Genomic DNA, 15,868 nt, shown 5'->3' with positions numbered 1-15,868 from the left:
CCTGAATCAGGCTTTTATTGGACTTTATGCATATATTTTCTCTCTGAGAAGGTAGACTTTGATCCGATCAAGCAATGTGGTGGTTGATGGAGGTGGGTTCCACGCTTCTATCAATGCCTTCATTTAAAACCAACAGGTAATTCGTACTCCTGCCCCCGCCTGCTGCTTTTTGAAGTATCTGTTTTGCCAGCAAATCTTGTATGTCACGCAGCGCCGTGTCAGCGGAACACCCGGTTATCTTCGCCCACTTCGAAGTGGTGAGGTTGCCTTCGAATCCATCCATTAGTTTATCAAGCATCAGCTTCTGGCGCTCGTTGTCTATCAAAAGTGCGTTCTTGCTCCAAAAGGTATGCTTGAATATCACTGCATCCAGCACATCATAAGACGCATTGAGAGCGTTGAGCAGACAGTTCAGGAACCAGTCGAGCCAGTGGGTGATGTCTACGTCTCCCTGCTGGGTTTTTTCCAGTATGTCGTAATATGCTTTTCGCTCCTTCCTTATTTGCGCCGACATACTGTAGAACCTTTGGGCCATGCCGTCGGCCCTGGCGAGTAGCATATCAGCTATTGCTCGGGCTATTCTGCCGTTCCCGTCTTCGAAAGGGTGGATAGTAACGAACCATAAGTGGGCTATGGCTGCTTTTATGACCATGTCGTTGCTGTCATTTTCGTTGAGCCAGAGCAGGAATCTTTCCATTTCATCATCCACTTGTTTAGCCGGTGGCGCTTCAAAATGCACCTTTTCTTTGCCCAGCGCACCTGACACCACCTGCATAGGCCCGGTGGAATCATCTCGCCAGTTTCCCACGAGCACTTTGTACATGCCGCTTCTACCAGTGGGAAACAGGGAGCTGTGCCATGCAAATAACCTCTCTTTTGTCAAAGGGGAGTTGTATTGCTGGGTGGCGTCCAGCATCATGTCGACGACGCCGTCCACATCCCTGTCCGAGGGAATCAGCCCGGATATGTCCAGACCCAAACGACGAGCCACGGAAGAACGTACCTGCTGCGGGTTTAGTACCTGGCCTTCTATTTCTGTTGATTTCAATACATCGAGTGTGAGCGTTTCCAGCACGGCTTCGTTTTGCAGCACAAACCCAAGAGATTCCATTTTGCCTACCAGTTTTCCTTGTAAATGGCGCACCTTGCCCAATAGGGGAGTTAGCTGATCCTGCTTCCATGCAAACGCTGGCCAGCTTGCTTTCTGATAGATGTATGGTAGTAATCTCCGCATAATATGCGGTAAATGTACCTGTTATTCCCCGCATTCAGAAATAATATCCGCAAAATATGCGGTGAATGGAAGAGCTAATCGCCGCACTGGTGCCCACAGCGATAGCTGGTGGCACCATCTACAAGAGGTTCAGCCACCCGTAGCATGAGACTACAAAAGTTTGGATCGGTCGGCGGAGGCAGTATGACCAGCCTGGCTAATGCGACCTTTCTTTTCAGTAAAACAGCCGAAACTTTTGTAGTCTTTTGATGCATCGTCACTAACCAGTCGTGCCACCAACCTGACAAGGACCATCGTTGTGGGCACGACTTGCGGGAGTGCTCATCTCCCCAAAAGATCGACGTGAAATAAGTTACGGAATGCTATTTCCTCTTTTTCTCTCTGGCTTTATCGAGGTTCTCCTCTACCCTGAACTTTACAATTTGTGCAATGAGGTCTAACGGCAGGGGTTTGTCGATGGGGAATTGCACCGAGCCTTTGGCACCTTTGTAGCCACCCAGTTCTTTTTTAAAAGCAGCAATACCGGAAGGGGTGGGGTAGAACCCAATGTGCTTATCGTAGGCGGCGTAGTATACCAACATGCCCTCAAGCATAAAAGCCGGCATATTGTAGCTGATCTTCTCTACTGCCTGGGGAGCCGCTTTTTTGATCGTTGCTCTGAGCCCTTGCATAAGTTGCTGTGTCCGCTCGGGGAACGCAGCAAAGTATTCTTCGATGGTTTTGAATTTGTGGCCGGGTGCTATTTCCATGGTCTTTTATTTTTTTGCCTTCACTCTTTGCTCGTTTTCTTTCAGTCGGAATGCTACCAGTTGTGCAATCAGTTCTAATGGCATTGGTTCGTTTAATGGAAACTGGGCTGTCGACTTTTCAGTAGTAAAGGGAGCTATGGTTTTTTGGAAAGCCTGATCACCAACAGGTACCGGATACATGCCGATGTGTTTTTTCCAGGCGGCGTACGACACGAGAAAGCCATTTTGCTTAAAGGCCGGCATATTGTAGCTGATCAACTCTTCTGCCTGGGGTGCAGCTTGCTTAATTGTTTGCCTCAGGGCAGTTAAAATCGACTGTACTTCTTCAGGAAAAGTACCGATATAGTCATCGACTGATTTGAATTTTGCTCCCATTAACTAATGTTTTTGTAGCGTCCGACATAACAAAAATACCTTTATCCTCATAAAATCCTCCGGTGCAGAAGCGGCAATTGGAGGGGTGGTTTGCGGCAGGTACTATCTGGCTGTGGGCATCGCTGCCTAACTGGTCGTGCCACCAACTCGGCGAGGGCCTTCGTTGTGGGCACGACTGGTAGTGGTGCCCACAGTGATAGCTGGTGGCCCCACCTAAGAGGGTTTCAGCTCCCTTTAGCATGAGACTACAAAAGTTTGGATTGTCGACTTTAGGCTGGACAGCCAGCCTGGCTCATGGCGCAATCTTTCTCAGCTAAACCGGCGAAACTTTTGTAGTCTTTCGGCGCATCTTCATTCAGACAGACTTTCAATTTGCTCACTGCACTGCTTGCGAAGCGCTGCCAGTATCTTCTGCGACGCCTTGTCTTGCACCAGGTTTTTTGTTTCCCATGGATCATTCACCAGGTCATAGAGTTCTTCAGAATCCGGGATATCTCTGTATCTGAAGTACTTGTATTTCTCGGTTCGTATGCCCTCGCTGGCAGCGATAGGCTTGAAGTTCCAAAGGTGCTCGCACAGAAAAGCCTCCCTTCTTGGCACGGCCATTTTGGTTTTTTTGGTATGTCCTGTCAGGCTCATTCCCTGGTAAGACGCCGGGACTTTGGCCTGAGCAAAATCAAGGATAGTAGGGGCAATGTCTACGTTTAGGGCCATGTCTTCCACGGTTTTTGCACCAACGCCCGATGGGTCATAGATGATCAGCGGCACACGCAGCGATGGCTCATACATCAGCCATTTGCCGGCCAGCTGACGTTCGCCAAGAAAGTAGCCGTTGTCACCCATCAGGATGATGACTGTGTTCTTGTCCACCCCTTTTGCTTCCAGCGCTGTTCGTATTTTGGCGATAGCCCTGTCTATTCCGCTGATCATCCGGTAGTAGCCCTTTACCATTTGCTGGTATTTTTCCGAGCTATCGAACCGCCAGTTCCAGCGGGCTCGGTTGAAGCCTTCCCGAACAGGCAGGGGCAGTTTCATAAAGTAATTGTCGTCGGCCATTGAGGGGCCCGGGATAGTGACATTTTTGTACAGACTGTCCACCTCCTGGGGCCAGAAGTACTGCTGCGGGGAGCTGTCGTCAGCGTGTGGTGCATGGAAGCTGATCGACAGGCAGAAAGGATGGTCGGCCGGTGCCTTTTCGATGAAGTCGATGGCATTGTCCCTGATCACGTCGGTGGTATGTTTATGTTTTGTTCCACCCTCCACGAGCCTGAAGTAGGCCGCTACAGGTTCTGGCTTGTAGACATCGAAAAGAGCAGTATCTCTTCGGCCTTCAAAATTGACACCCATTTTTCCCAAAAATCCACTGTAGTAGCCCTCACTTTTCAACACTGCAGGATAGCTATTGTCTATGAATTCGTTTTTGACTGGAGGTTGTTGAAAGGTGTAATTATGTTTTCTTTCGTAAAGTCCAGTAATGATGGTAGCACGGCTCGCAGCACAAATGGGTGTGGTAACAAAAGCATTTTTAAAGTAGACCCCCTCCCTGGCCAGTTTATCCATTTCCGGCGTTTGAATAATGGAGTTGCCTGCATGGCCCAGCGCATCCCAGCGCTGATCGTCAGTGAGAATGAAGACGATATTGGGCCTGGTTTTTTGGCCATACACGTAGCCAGACAAACAAATCAGGAGTAGGGTTAGTAGTTTTTTTGAAGTCATGGAAGGGTATTTTGTGGCCTTAAATCAGGTTGTGGTTTGTGTGCGTAATTGCTTTGCAAAGCAAATGCTACTGGCCATATTGGCATATTGTCCATAGTTTTCAATCACTGTGTAGCCAGATTTTTTGTATAATCGAATGGCGTTTTCGTATTGTATGCCGGTTTCTAAAATACAATATTCATAGGAAAGATCCGTAGCCCATCGCTCCAATTCCTGGAGAATTTTTGAGGCAACTCCCCGCCCTCTACCTTCTGGAGAAGTGTACATCCTTTTGACTTCCATGGTGGTAGCGTCGAACCTTTTGATAGCGCCACAGCCGAGAGCTGTTTCTCCATCGTATGCCACCACTACATGCCGGATTTCGTCAATTTGATTGAATTGAGCATAAAAGGCATGTTCTTCTCCGTCCATGGCTGTCACATAAACGTCGAGTTGCTTCACTAGCTTGATGAAGTCTGGATTTTCAGAAGTGGTTCTTTTGAATTGGATCATGCTCCATTACAATATCTGCATTTTTTCGAACAAGCCGGCTCTGTACGCTTTCCCTATGGGAATGGTTTCTCCTGCCACTTTTGCCACACTGTGTTCTATCAGGTCGATATATTCCAGATTGATCAGATAGGATTTGTGTACCCTGCAGAAAATCGAATCGGGCAACTTGTCTTCTATGCTCTTGAGTGTGTGGCTCACCGTAAACTTCCTATTGCCTGCCATATGCAGAATGGTGTAATTGCTTTCACCTCTGGCAAATACTACCTCTTCCGCTTTTATGGGCTTCAGAATGCCGCCATCCCTAACGAAGAGCTTTCCTGGCTTTGCACTCACTGCTGCCGACCTGTTTTTCTTTAGCGCCAGCTGAATATTTGCCAGCACTTCTTCTTCCTTAAATGGCTTCACGATGTAGGCTGAGGGATTCACTCCCTTTACCCGCTCCAGCGTTTGCGCATCGTAGTAAGAGGTGACAAAAATGAAAGGTACCGGAAGGATGGCAGCAACCTTCCTGGCCAGAGCGATGCCATCTTCAGCTCCTTTGATATTGATATCAAGTAGTAGCAGATCAGGCGAGGTGGCTGCGATTTGTGGCAGGGCTTCTGCTGCTGTTTCGGCCATGCCAGCAATTTCGTGACCGGCCTGCTCCACGCACAGTTTGAGATCGTAGGCAATGATAGGTTCGTCTTCAACTATAAACAGCCTGGCCATTGGGTTGGGGGAGCTTAATGGTGAAAGAGGTGCCATTAGTGGCATCAATGGTAACTGTACCTTTAATTGAGCGGACAAGTGCATCAATCAATTGTGTGCCAAAAGACGGATGCGTATTCTTAGCCCCAACGCCATTATCGGCAATACAGAGGTAAATATTCTGATTTTCGGCTGTGAGAGATACTGAAACAACAGCATCCGAGCTTTTGAATCCAAAAAAAGCATGTTTGAATGCATTAGTGATGATTTCGTTGCTGATGAGGCCAAGGTTCATGGCTGTATCGGGCGGCAAAACCACTGGATCAAGACTTAAATTGAGTTGGCAATGCCCTTCAGGATCAAACGACTTGCAAACCGTTTTGATGAGCTGCTCCAGGTACTCGTTGGCAGATACTTCGGTTACCTCACCACTTGAATAGAGGTTTTGGTGGACCAGCGACATAGAATGTACCCTCGACTGACTATCCCGGATCGCCTGCTTCGCCGCTTCATCCTTTACCATCTTCGATTGGATATTTAAAAGGCTGGAAACGATTTGCAGATTATTTTTGACCCGGTGATGGATTTCCTTCAATACCATTTCTTTTTCCTGAAGCGTGCGGGAAATGATTTCGTTCTTTACCGAAAGCTGCTCATTGGCCTTTTGCTTGACCCTGTAAAACCGATAAATCACAAACAAAAGCACAAAGGCTAGCCCAAGCCCGAAGAAAGTGGACACTTGAATGAGCTCCCGGCGTTTGATGTCTGAGTTATAGGCTAGCAGCTCTTTTTCTCTTGCAAATTGCAGGGAGTCTTTCTCCTCCTTGAACTGATAATTTACCTCCATCCGGGTGAGCTGCTCTGTTAGGTCTTCGTTGAGCAAACTGTCGGTCACCGATTTGTTGATTTCGAGAAAACTCAGGGCTTGACCTATATTTCCTCTTGACTTATAAAATTCATATAGTGATTTAGAAGCATCTTTTACCTGCACCTTCAGGTCGTTAGCTTTGGCGACATAGTAGCTTTCGGCCAGCCGCTTTTCTGCTAAAGTATACTGTTTATTGAAGACGCTGATTTTACCAAGTGTCTCCAGGCTTGACGAAATAATTACCGGGTCGTTGCAAGCCACTGCTTCGCCATAGGCTTCGTCAAGGTACTTGTGGGCAGCTTCGAGCCTGCCAAGCTTGTAATACGTTTGACCAAGGCCATTAGCAGGATACATTTTCTGGCATTCAAGCTTTAAAGAGTCCATCTTCTGATATGCCAGGAGATAGTTCTGCAGAGCGTCGTTTAACTTCCCGGTTTCCAGGTACACGAGCCCCACGTTGCCTAGGGAACGACCCTGTCCCATAGCATTGCCCAATTTATTTTCAATGTCAAGGGCACGCCCATAGTACTGCAGCGACAGGTCGTAGTTTTTCTGATAGTAGTAGATGTTACCAATGTTATTGAGCGAATTGGCAGCACCCTTTTCATTGCCGAGCTTCAATTTAAGCTCCAATGATTGCTGGTAATTGTCCAGGGCTTCGGGGTAGTTGCCCTGCACAGCATAAATGGAAGCCATGTTATTGAGGAGACCAGCCACCCCCGCTGAGTCATTTTGTTCTCGCCTGAGTAGCAGACTGGAAGAATAATGGTTAAGTGCCACAGGAAAATTACCCCTGATATGATTAGCAATGCCAAGGTTATTCAGTGCATCGGCCTTGCCTTTGGCATCGTTTTCTTTGCTGGCTAGCTGTAGCGACGTTTCTGACAGCCGGATCGCAGAGTCGGCATTTATATAGCACAACTCATACGCCAGGGCGTTCAGTAGCCTGATTTTGTCGCTGTTGCTGGTCGCCACTTTGAGACTGGCCGCCAGGCTATCGACCAGCGATTCCTGGCCAACACACGCTGGAAGTGCCCAATAGACCACAATAAAAAGTACTGCAAGTCCTCTTTTCACGGACGGAATATAATGGCTGACGCAGGTATTTTCTAGCAAAATAGAGTATTTGAGAGGACGGAAATTTTCGTTGCCTTCAGGTGACCGTTCACTCAAAAAAAAGGACGCTGGCTCAATGTAAGCTAGACAATCCCGGTCATTCACTCAGCTTTCGGTTCAAGAAGTCTAAACCGAAAAACTTTTGATCATGAAAACCAGATTATTACTACTGATTTTTTTATGCGCCTGCTATTTGGCCAATGCTCAGCTTTCTGCTGATAAGTGGAGAGAAAAAATGTTTCCCGATGCAGGGAAGATAAAAGATGAAAATGCCACTAAGGCCGTATTGTATGGAGACCTTCAGAAAAATAAAACTGTTTCCACCATCGACGGAACGGTGAATCAGTACCTGCTCTATTTTCCGGTAACAGCTGCCAGCACCAGCGAAACCATGGGCAGCGCTATGACTGGCGGGTCGGTCAACTATGCGGTGCGGTTTTATTTCATCACTGAAAATGAGTGCCTGAAAGAGTATGCTTTTTATGACACGAACACTGACATTGAAGGAGATATGTCTGAGGTGGCCAAAAAGCAAGGGTACATTGAAGAGGAAATAGACGGTGACTACCTGAACGGAAGAATCAGTGACCGGCTGGATGATTGTAGCTGGCCAGCGGGAACTCATCAGGTGCAAGCAAGGCTTGAAACCGGGGGTAAAAAGGGTGCAGGAATTATCGTGTCGCAAGCTACTTTTCCTATTTCCAGTGCAAAGGGTAGTGGGCTATACGATGGCTATAGGGCGCAAATCGTTCGCAAATGGACCAGTGGCGATGCTTCCAACACGGTGGACGACGAGGCTTTACTTGCCACGATCGAAAAGCACCTGGAGAAGAACTGGGGCTATGATGTCACCACCGTTAACCTTACTTATTTAAAATACGAAAGCCCCAAGAACTTTCGATTTGAAGGGATGTTTGCAGGTAAAGATCCAAATGAAGGCACTTGCATGATGGGCGATCTTTTTGGTACTGGAGGCGTATCTTCCAATGGTGCCTATTTCATCAATGCTGGCAATAATTCTATGGGTTTCAGCCCGTTCGACTGTGATATTGCCGCAGAAGTAAAAAACCGATAGGGGCAAGCCATCGACCTGATTTACCTGGCTGCTTAATCTGTGGGCCCCTTTCCGAGAGGAAAGGGGTTTTTGTACAAATAGTTATTTACTCACCATTGGCTTTAGTGCCTCTCTCATCTTCACATACCCAGCCGCATTGGGATGCAGTCCATCTGAAAAAAGACTTTCGTTTATCTTATTGTCTTTGTTTAAGAAAATAGCACCCAGATCAGCATATATCACCTGCTGAGTGCTTGAAAGCTTGGCTATTTCAAGGTTTAGATCTGCTACTCGCTGCTCGTTGTTTCGTCTTGGCAAGAGTCCCATCAGTGTAATTTCTGCTTTTGGCTGGCGGATTTTGATGGCGTCCAGTAACATGCTTAGCCCTTCAAGGATTTCTTCGTCAGTGTTGAGGTGGAGGTTATTGGTGCCTATCATGATGAAGATCTTTTTGGCTTCAAAGCCATCCAGTTCGCCATGATACACCCGCCAGAGTACGTTCTCAACCCTGTCCCAGCCATAGGCCTGGTTGCGCATGCCAGCTGGTGTGAACAGCGTTTTCCATGACTCTTCTTCCACCACTCGTTTAGTACGTGGCAAGCCGCCCCAGAAGTGGATGATAGAGTTGGCCAGGAACACCATCTTAGGTGGTTCGCTGGCGTTCATATGCAGAATTTCGTTGTGGCGTTCTTCCCAGTCGTAGTTGTTGGGCTCCCGGTATTGCGTCACTGGTTGGGTGGTGGAGGCGATACCCACCGGTTCTTTCAGAATGGCTCTCAGGCTTTTTTCGTAGCCTTGGGCATAATGGAGCATGCCCAGGTCAGTCGGGTGGGTGCCATCTACTGTATCGTCCAGTCCGAGGCCAATCTCTTCCTTCGTCAGGTAGAAGAGTCCGGTAACTCCTTCTTTCTTCAACTGATAAAAGGCCTCTTGCTGCACCCGGTTGGCCGTGGAGTATTGCCACTTTCTATCCTCGTTGATAAGGGCGTCGGTATAACCAGCGTTGTCGACCAGGAGAATAGGCGTTGAGGGGTGTTTTGCTCTCAGGGTACGAACGGACGCTAGCACCCGATCCTTTAACCCCTGCTCTCCGTTGATGCCAAGCCTTTCCCAGGTGCCAGGGATCAGGTTGGGCAAGCAGTCGAGCACAAACACTTTGGCTTCAATCTCATTCACGAAATCTACGACGGAGCTATCGAGCCGACCGTTGCCGCTGAACGCCAGGTTGATCAGTGGGCGATCCATTTTTCGTCCGACGATGGATGTCCACGCCATGCCGGGGCGGGAGGCGCAGGCACCGTGAGCGATAGAGGTTCCGTACACTACTATGGGCTTATCTTTGCGGACAGGAAGTGGTTTGAAATGAGCACCAGTTTCCACGCCTACTTCCAGCCAGGAAACAGAATTGTAGAGTGGCAAATAAAGGCGATATTCTCTGCCCAGCTCGTGGAAGTTATCATTTGGTCTGAGCCCTTCATAGCGGTAGGTGATGGTGTCGCTAAAGTTGCGTTTGGCAGCGCACCACAGTTCCTGCCCTTCGTTGGTGATGGCATACAGGTCGACGCCGCTTACGCCTGTGGCAGGCATGTGATCCATGCCATAATTATTGCCTTCTCCTTTTGGCCTGGAGATATATCGGACAACGATCTGTGTCGAATTAGAACGAAAGCGCACCATGAGGCCAGCCGAATGTTGTGATAGGTTCCAAACTGCTGGTGGGACTTTGCCCTCTGCCCTAGTTGGTAGTCTGTCGTAAGGGGAGTTGGTTTCGCCTGCCCAAGCCTGTCCCTCGATGACCGGGAATTCGTGTTGGGCTGGATTCCACCATTTGAGCAAAGACTTTTCTTGTGAGAAGGCGTCGAAGGCGACAAGACAAACCACGACAGCGAGTAGGTATTTTTTCATGAGGTGTTAAAAATAGAATAACGTAAGCCCTTTTTTGCTCGAAAAGGGAAAGTCAATCTAATAGTTTTTGCTTAAAAAGCCTTCAGTGAAACTATTGGGTGGTTCTCAAATAGCCGAGATCGGCTCTACCACAAAACCTCTTTCTCTCAGCTGACTGATAAGCCCGCACTCAAACTGCAAATGGCTCAGCCCGACAGCGACAAAGCAGCTTGAGGACTGGAGATCACCAACGATTTTTTCCAGCCAACGGGCGTTGCGGTCGGTCAGCATGAGGCTGTTGCGGCAGGGCTCCGTTAGCCGGTAGTCAAAGGCCATTTCACGGTACATGTCGGTGGCTTCGCAGCTTTGGGTATCACCTCCACTCTTTATTAATTCGATAAGCCGGGACAGACGTTTTTTATGCACTTTTGGTGGCATGCCTTCAATGTCTTTCTTGATTAATTCCAGTTGCTCTTCAGCCGTTTCCAGCCCTAGCACTTGCTTGCCCGACTGTTTGGCAAGAAAGCCGATATAGTCGTCGATTGAAAGATTAGGGTCGGCGGCTGTTCTTGTGTTACAGGCGTTAATGGTGTATTCCCTGTTGAGAGCGGCATACAACTCTTCAGGCCGAAGCTTTTCAAAGTTGGTGGCGCCCTTTTGCAGGTGCTCCCGTAGGTAGGCAAGGTCGGCTTTTGTCAGGTATTTTGACCACAGTGTCTCGGACGTACGGGCATTCACAATGTCGTTTGCCGTATGGCCGGGTTCGGGATCTGATTCTGTGATCACTATCTCCGCAGCCATGAGTTTGGCCCTCGTATTCGATAGTGTGTCGAAAAAAGACTTGCTAAATGCGTGGTGAGTACCGAACAGGTAGGATTCAGTTGCTCCATTTGGCGAAACGATGCGAAACAGGAGCGTACGGGGTATCTCACCCTGGCGGTTGCTGGCAGCGAGCCTTCCGGCGATAAAACCGAGGAATATTGCAAGAAGAATAGATGCAAGTTTTTTCATCAGTCAGTGTTGTATCTACTTACATATCTGAGTATGCCATGGTGAAATAGAGGAAGCCAATTATGATTTTAATTGCCAAAATTGCGAGGTTACTGCACAGCAGGATAGTAAAAACTGGACAAAAAGATGTTTAGCTTCAGTTTCTTGTAAAAATGGGCATCTGCAAATCCCTCGGAGCTTTCAGGTATTCGCCGGGTGTCAGGCGTGTGAACTTCTTCATTTCTTTTATAAAGTGCATTTGGTCGTAAAAACCATTGTCGTGGGCAATGCTGGTGAGGTTGACCTGGCTGGCTTTGTTAGTGGCTTTCAGTGTATGAAACAGCCGAATCAACTGCCCGCACTGCTTGGGTGACACGCCCAGGTTTTGCATGAATTTTCTCTCAAAGGTTTTTATGGTGACGCCGGTTTCTTCCGCCAGATCGAGTATACGGTGAGCGCCCCTTCCATCCACAATGCGGTTAATCAGGTAGTCGAAAGTGGCATCGGCCTGCCGGTTGAGTGTCAGCAGTCTTTTCATAAAGTAGGTTTCGATAAGCCTAACCCTATTTAGCAAGCACTGGGTTTCAAAAAGCTTGCTTTCCAATTCCAGCATGTCTTTACCAAAAAGGTCTTCAATAGATATTGACTGATTCACTGTCTCCTTAAGACCTGGCTTGATAAACGGGTAGAGTCCATTCGGCTTGAAGCGAACGGAAATGCCCATTTCTCCATTTACCTTTACATCCTGGGCAATGGTTTTGAGTCCCGAGAGATGGCTACCCAAAACCTCTACTTTTCCTGACCCATCTTTTATTTGTCTTTCAAGCGTGCCAGAAGTAAAGATTAGCTCCACAGTATTGTCGGGTACCACCAGGTAGGTTCTTCCCTTGTTTTCGGGCCGTTTTGTATAGCTTTCCGTCCACACACAGTCGATATACCGACTAAGTACACTGTTCAGCTTAAATTCCTGGTACTCATAAATCATACTGATGCTCTTATGGAATGAGTATACTTTGGATGTTAGAATTTGTTGCGAAACTGTGGTGAATGGCAGGAAAGAAGTATTGAGCGAGGCGCTGGCTCCCAGGTCAGATACAATGGGAGCGCAGCTTACCGCCTCTGTAGTCGTCAGGGCTACTGTGCTTTCTCGTACTTTAAAAAGCTGCTTGCCCAGGGAATGAAATATTGAAAGTTGGGAGCGTCGGTGTGTCCGCCATCGTGCTGTCTCCATGCCAGCTCGCCGTCGAGCAGACCTGTGAGGACGGGAGGCATTTGCTCAGTCTGATAGTTATTGGAGACCCCAATGTCTTTGACGCCTAAAAGCTTGAAAGCCGGGCCAGCGGCCACCGTAGCCATGTAGCTTCCGTGCTGATCCAGCCATTTAGCATCGCCGCTTTCTGGTATTCCGTAGCTGATGAATGTTAAACGAGGAGCACACAAGGCAATTAATTGATGTGAATCAACGGGCAGGTCGCAGCCTGTTTTGCTTCCGAATTCGGCTTTGGAAGCGCCGTACTTCAGGTAGTTGCCCGCCATCCAGTGGTATTCGCCTGAGCCAGTGAGGTTTTCTACGGCTTCACCAAAAACACGCCGGTGAAGCACGGCACCACCCTTTCCAGACGATCCTATGAGCCCCACGGCAAATCTTTGCTCAAAAGCAAGCGTCACCAGGGCGGCTTTTCCATAGCGTGACACGCCTTCGATACCCACTTTGTTCGCATCCACCAGGGTGTCTGTTTCCAAATAGTCGAGGCCTCTGGCGGCTCCCCAGGCCCAGGCACGCAGTGAGCCCCAATCTTCAGGTTTGCGTGGTTGCCCTTTGTTCACCAGGCCAATAATCCCCCGGGTAAGCCCGGCACCGTTGTCGGCCTGAATGCTTGCGGGCTCGATAGTGACATAACCCCAGCCTGCCGCCAGGAGCTGTTCCGTTGGGGGAGAATCCCCCGTTGGTGCGGGGGCAAAGAAGTTAGGGCCAGGCAATTTTGTGAGGGGCGTATAGGCAGGATAGCGGTCAAAAATCTCCTTCACTTCAGGATTGCTCCTGATCATCATTTCTTTGAAGGCCGCATTCAGGGTTTCCATATCGGGATTGGATGGCTGCGCTGGTGAAGGAAATGACGGGCGGCCAAACATCATCAAAACCGGTACGGGCCCTTTCACATTGGTGGGCACCACCAGCATCATATTGATGTCTACGTTGATGAGCGGGTATGCGCTGTTGTCGACATACCCCACCAATTGCTTTGCTATAACAGGTATGCGGCCAACGAACTCTTTGTCTGTGATTTTCACTTCCCAGGTCACTGCCGGGATGTTTTTCGGCAGGCGGCCGTACATTTCAGTTTCAATATCTTCTACAATTTCAGGGCGGCGCTGCTTCCACCACATGTCGGCCGAGGTGACCTTTTTGCCACTGTTGGTGACGAGCAGCTCCGGGAGCTGAGGGCAGGGGTTCGCAATGGATTCGTCGTAGTTGGCATGATTGGGCGCCGATTCATTGCCGCTTGGGCCAGGTCGTAGCTGCTGAATACCCAGTTGCTGCATCATGTTGGCGTGGTCTTCCTGTGCTGTAAAAGTGACCAGGGGCGGGTATTTGTTGCTGTCAATTTTCGCCCCCTGGCCAACCGCCATGTGGCTAATGGAAGCGGTAAATAATAGAGTAAGTAGGTTTTTCATCAGTTGTAATTATTTATAGCCGAGTCGAAATATTAGTGCATACAAAGCTTCATTGATCTGTCCGGAATGGAGAGGCTGGTAGTCCCTCCTGGTTGTACAAGTTGGGATTGTCAGGGTTGTCGGCCCAGGCGTAGCGCACAAATTTTGGCTCAGCTAATTCATCACTCCATACAATCACTTTGTCACCCTCGATCTTTGCCTGTGCCCAAACAAATTTTTTATCGGCTCCGGCGATAGCAAATTCGCTCAGTGCTTCTCCATCATCGGTTGTCAAGCCACCACCAGTATGTGAAAACGAGATGGTTATTTTGTTACCCTCGATAGAATGGTTTTCGTACAACGGGCCTGAATAAACGATGGCTTCCCCATAAGCTATTTTTAGCGCAGCAAGCGCCATTCTTTCGCCCACATCCTTTTTGTTGTCAGGGTGGATATCGTTCCATTCTCCCAAGTCAATATTTACCGTCATGGCAGTGTTGGGAACCGCCAGACCCTTCAACTGCGACTCTCTTAAAATCGCCCAATTACTTTCGGAAGGCAGGTAATTTACCTCCATAAAATTGGGAAGCTGAGCATATACAAATGGTGCGTTGGGGTAGTCAAACTGAGTTCTCCAGTCGTTGATGAGTGCAGGCAACAGGTCAGCATATTCGACCGGTTTGCCTGCATTGCTTTCTCCCTGATACCACAATATTCCTTTTATCCGATAATTGGTGACAGGGGCCACCATCGCATTGAAAAGTGCGGTAGGCTGGCTTTGTGCGTTGATGCCTGGCGGTGACGATGGCCTGGGTGCAAACACAGCGCCCACTTTGTATTGCCAGTAGCCTTTCAGGTCAACTGTGTCACTGCCAGCAAACACGCAATAAGGCTTGTCGGGCACGAACCCGCCTTTGCCGTTGTAGTTGGCGACCTTAACGACAAAAACATTCTTCCCTGCTTTTAAAAGGCCGGCAGGAACCGGGTACCTTCTCTGTGGGTACTGATATGTTTTATTTCCGACTTCTTTTCCATTGATGTATAGTACATCGGCATCCACTATCCGCCCAAGAAACACCTTCGCTTCTTTGCCAGCCATAGAAGCCGGCACTTCAATTTCTTTCCTGTACCAAACGATGCCATTCAGGTCTTTGGCACCCTGATCTTCCCAGTAGCCGGGTATGTTGATGGTGCGCCAGTCATTTGGAACAAAATCAACTGCATACCATGGTTTTGGCCCGGTTAGTCCCTTGTCTTCGGGCTGCTTTGGGGGCTGGCTTGGTCTTGCTTTTCTATTGATTGCGTTGACATAGGCCGTGTCCTTGTTGTTTTCGATGGTTTGCAGGATAGAAGGAAACTCTTTGAAGCCTTCCTCACTTGTCCAGGCTTCAATAGGGGTGCCGCCTACACTGGCATTGATCAGGCCGATGGGCACATGGTATTTGTCGTTGATCCTTTTTGCAAAAAAGTAGGCGACAGCCGAAAAGGGTCTCACCTCTTCTGACACAGCCTGGCTCCAGGAGCCGTCGGCTAAATTGTCGATAGGGCCAGTAAGGCTGTTGCGAGTTGGAACAAGAAACTGCCTGATCTCAGGATAGTTGGCATTGGCTATTTCATCGGCATAAGTAACATCGTGGATATTGAGCTGGTGAACCATGTTCGACTGCCCGGAGCAAAACCAAACATCACCCATCATGATATCTTCGAGGGTAATGGTGTTCTTGGCTGAAATCGTCATACGGTGCGGGCCACCGGCCTTCATGGCGGGCAACTCAACAAGCCACTTTCCTTCTGCGGAGGTTGTTGCCTTATATCGCTTGTTGTTGAATGATACCGTGATCTTTTCGCCAGGAGATGCCCAGCCCCAGATATTGAGTTTTGCGTCACGCTGCAAAACCATACCGTTGGTGATGATTTGTGGTAGCCTCACCTGTGAAAAGGCGCTGGTCAGTGGACTCACTAGTAGTGCTAGTAGAAGCAGTCTTCTTACTGCTATCAGGGAATTATGCTTTTTGAGCATACCTGTCTCTTTCTTCATTTGTTTCAAC

The 15,868-nt window shown here is 48.6% G+C and carries 13 protein-coding genes; 1 reads left to right on the top strand and 12 read right to left on the bottom strand.

The genetic code is table 11. The features are described from left to right. Positions 1-67: 67 nt before the first annotated feature. The 7 genes from RIG68_RS17070 to RIG68_RS17040 form a co-directional block, all read right to left on the bottom strand. Positions 68-1,234: a Fic family protein gene (locus RIG68_RS17070; protein WP_350124845.1), complete on the bottom strand. Its 1,167-nt coding sequence runs from the start codon at positions 1,232-1,234 to the stop codon at positions 68-70. A 362-nt stretch (positions 1,235-1,596) separates the two neighbouring features. Then, entirely contained in the window at positions 1,597-1,983 is a 387-nt protein-coding gene (locus RIG68_RS17065) for an iron chaperone (protein WP_350124842.1), read from the bottom strand. A gap of 6 nt (positions 1,984-1,989) precedes the next feature. Then, on the bottom strand, positions 1,990-2,358 hold the full coding sequence (locus tag RIG68_RS17060) for an iron chaperone (RefSeq protein ID WP_350124839.1): 369 nt from the start codon (positions 2,356-2,358) through the stop codon (positions 1,990-1,992). Positions 2,359-2,709: 351 nt separating this feature from the next. Then, a complete protein-coding gene (locus RIG68_RS17055; protein ID WP_350124836.1) occupies positions 2,710-4,074 on the bottom strand; it encodes a sulfatase family protein in 1,365 nt (454 codons plus the stop codon). 24 nt (positions 4,075-4,098) lie between these two features. Then, positions 4,099-4,566 carry a GNAT family N-acetyltransferase gene (locus tag RIG68_RS17050; protein WP_350124833.1) on the bottom strand — a complete coding sequence of 156 codons (468 nt, stop codon included), beginning with the start codon at positions 4,564-4,566 and terminating at the stop codon, positions 4,099-4,101. 6 nt (positions 4,567-4,572) lie between these two features. After that, the gene (locus RIG68_RS17045; RefSeq protein ID WP_350124830.1) at positions 4,573-5,274 is read right to left on the bottom strand and encodes a LytR/AlgR family response regulator transcription factor; all 702 of its coding nucleotides are present in this window, start codon (positions 5,272-5,274) and stop codon (positions 4,573-4,575) included. Continuing rightward, the gene (locus tag RIG68_RS17040) at positions 5,252-7,198 is read right to left on the bottom strand and encodes a tetratricopeptide repeat-containing sensor histidine kinase (RefSeq protein WP_350124827.1); all 1,947 of its coding nucleotides are present in this window, start codon (positions 7,196-7,198) and stop codon (positions 5,252-5,254) included. Before RIG68_RS17040 ends, RIG68_RS17045 begins: the two co-directional genes overlap by 23 nt. Before the next feature lie 187 nt (positions 7,199-7,385). Here RIG68_RS17040 and RIG68_RS17035 point away from each other — a divergent pair, with 187 nt between their 5' ends. Further along, the gene (locus RIG68_RS17035; RefSeq protein ID WP_350124825.1) at positions 7,386-8,312 is read left to right on the top strand and encodes a hypothetical protein; all 927 of its coding nucleotides are present in this window, start codon (positions 7,386-7,388) and stop codon (positions 8,310-8,312) included. 81 nt (positions 8,313-8,393) lie between these two features. On the opposite strand, the gene RIG68_RS17030 is transcribed toward RIG68_RS17035, so the two are convergent. From RIG68_RS17030 to RIG68_RS17010, 5 genes are all read right to left on the bottom strand, one after another. After that, positions 8,394-10,196: an SGNH/GDSL hydrolase family protein gene (locus tag RIG68_RS17030; RefSeq protein ID WP_350124822.1), complete on the bottom strand. Its 1,803-nt coding sequence runs from the start codon at positions 10,194-10,196 to the stop codon at positions 8,394-8,396. Positions 10,197-10,301: 105 nt separating this feature from the next. Next, positions 10,302-11,186, bottom strand: coding sequence for a TraB/GumN family protein (locus RIG68_RS17025; protein ID WP_350124819.1), 885 nt, complete (start codon positions 11,184-11,186; stop codon positions 10,302-10,304). Between the two features lie 136 nt (positions 11,187-11,322). Continuing rightward, the gene (locus RIG68_RS17020) at positions 11,323-12,396 is read right to left on the bottom strand and encodes a helix-turn-helix domain-containing protein (protein ID WP_350124817.1); all 1,074 of its coding nucleotides are present in this window, start codon (positions 12,394-12,396) and stop codon (positions 11,323-11,325) included. Beyond that, a complete protein-coding gene (locus tag RIG68_RS17015; RefSeq protein WP_350124814.1) occupies positions 12,300-13,841 on the bottom strand; it encodes a glucuronyl esterase domain-containing protein in 1,542 nt (513 codons plus the stop codon). The genes RIG68_RS17020 and RIG68_RS17015 overlap by 97 nt, the downstream gene beginning before the upstream one ends. A 49-nt stretch (positions 13,842-13,890) precedes the next feature. Then, a complete protein-coding gene (locus RIG68_RS17010) occupies positions 13,891-15,858 on the bottom strand; it encodes a sialate O-acetylesterase (protein WP_350124811.1) in 1,968 nt (655 codons plus the stop codon). Positions 15,859-15,868 lie beyond the last annotated feature (10 nt).

Origin of the sequence: Imperialibacter sp. (genome assembly GCF_040222385.1) — a bacterium.
Classification (GTDB): Bacteria; Bacteroidota; Bacteroidia; order Cytophagales; family Cyclobacteriaceae; genus Imperialibacter.
The sequence above is the reverse complement of the archived record's forward strand: the minus strand, read 5'-3'. Positions and strand labels throughout refer to the sequence as shown.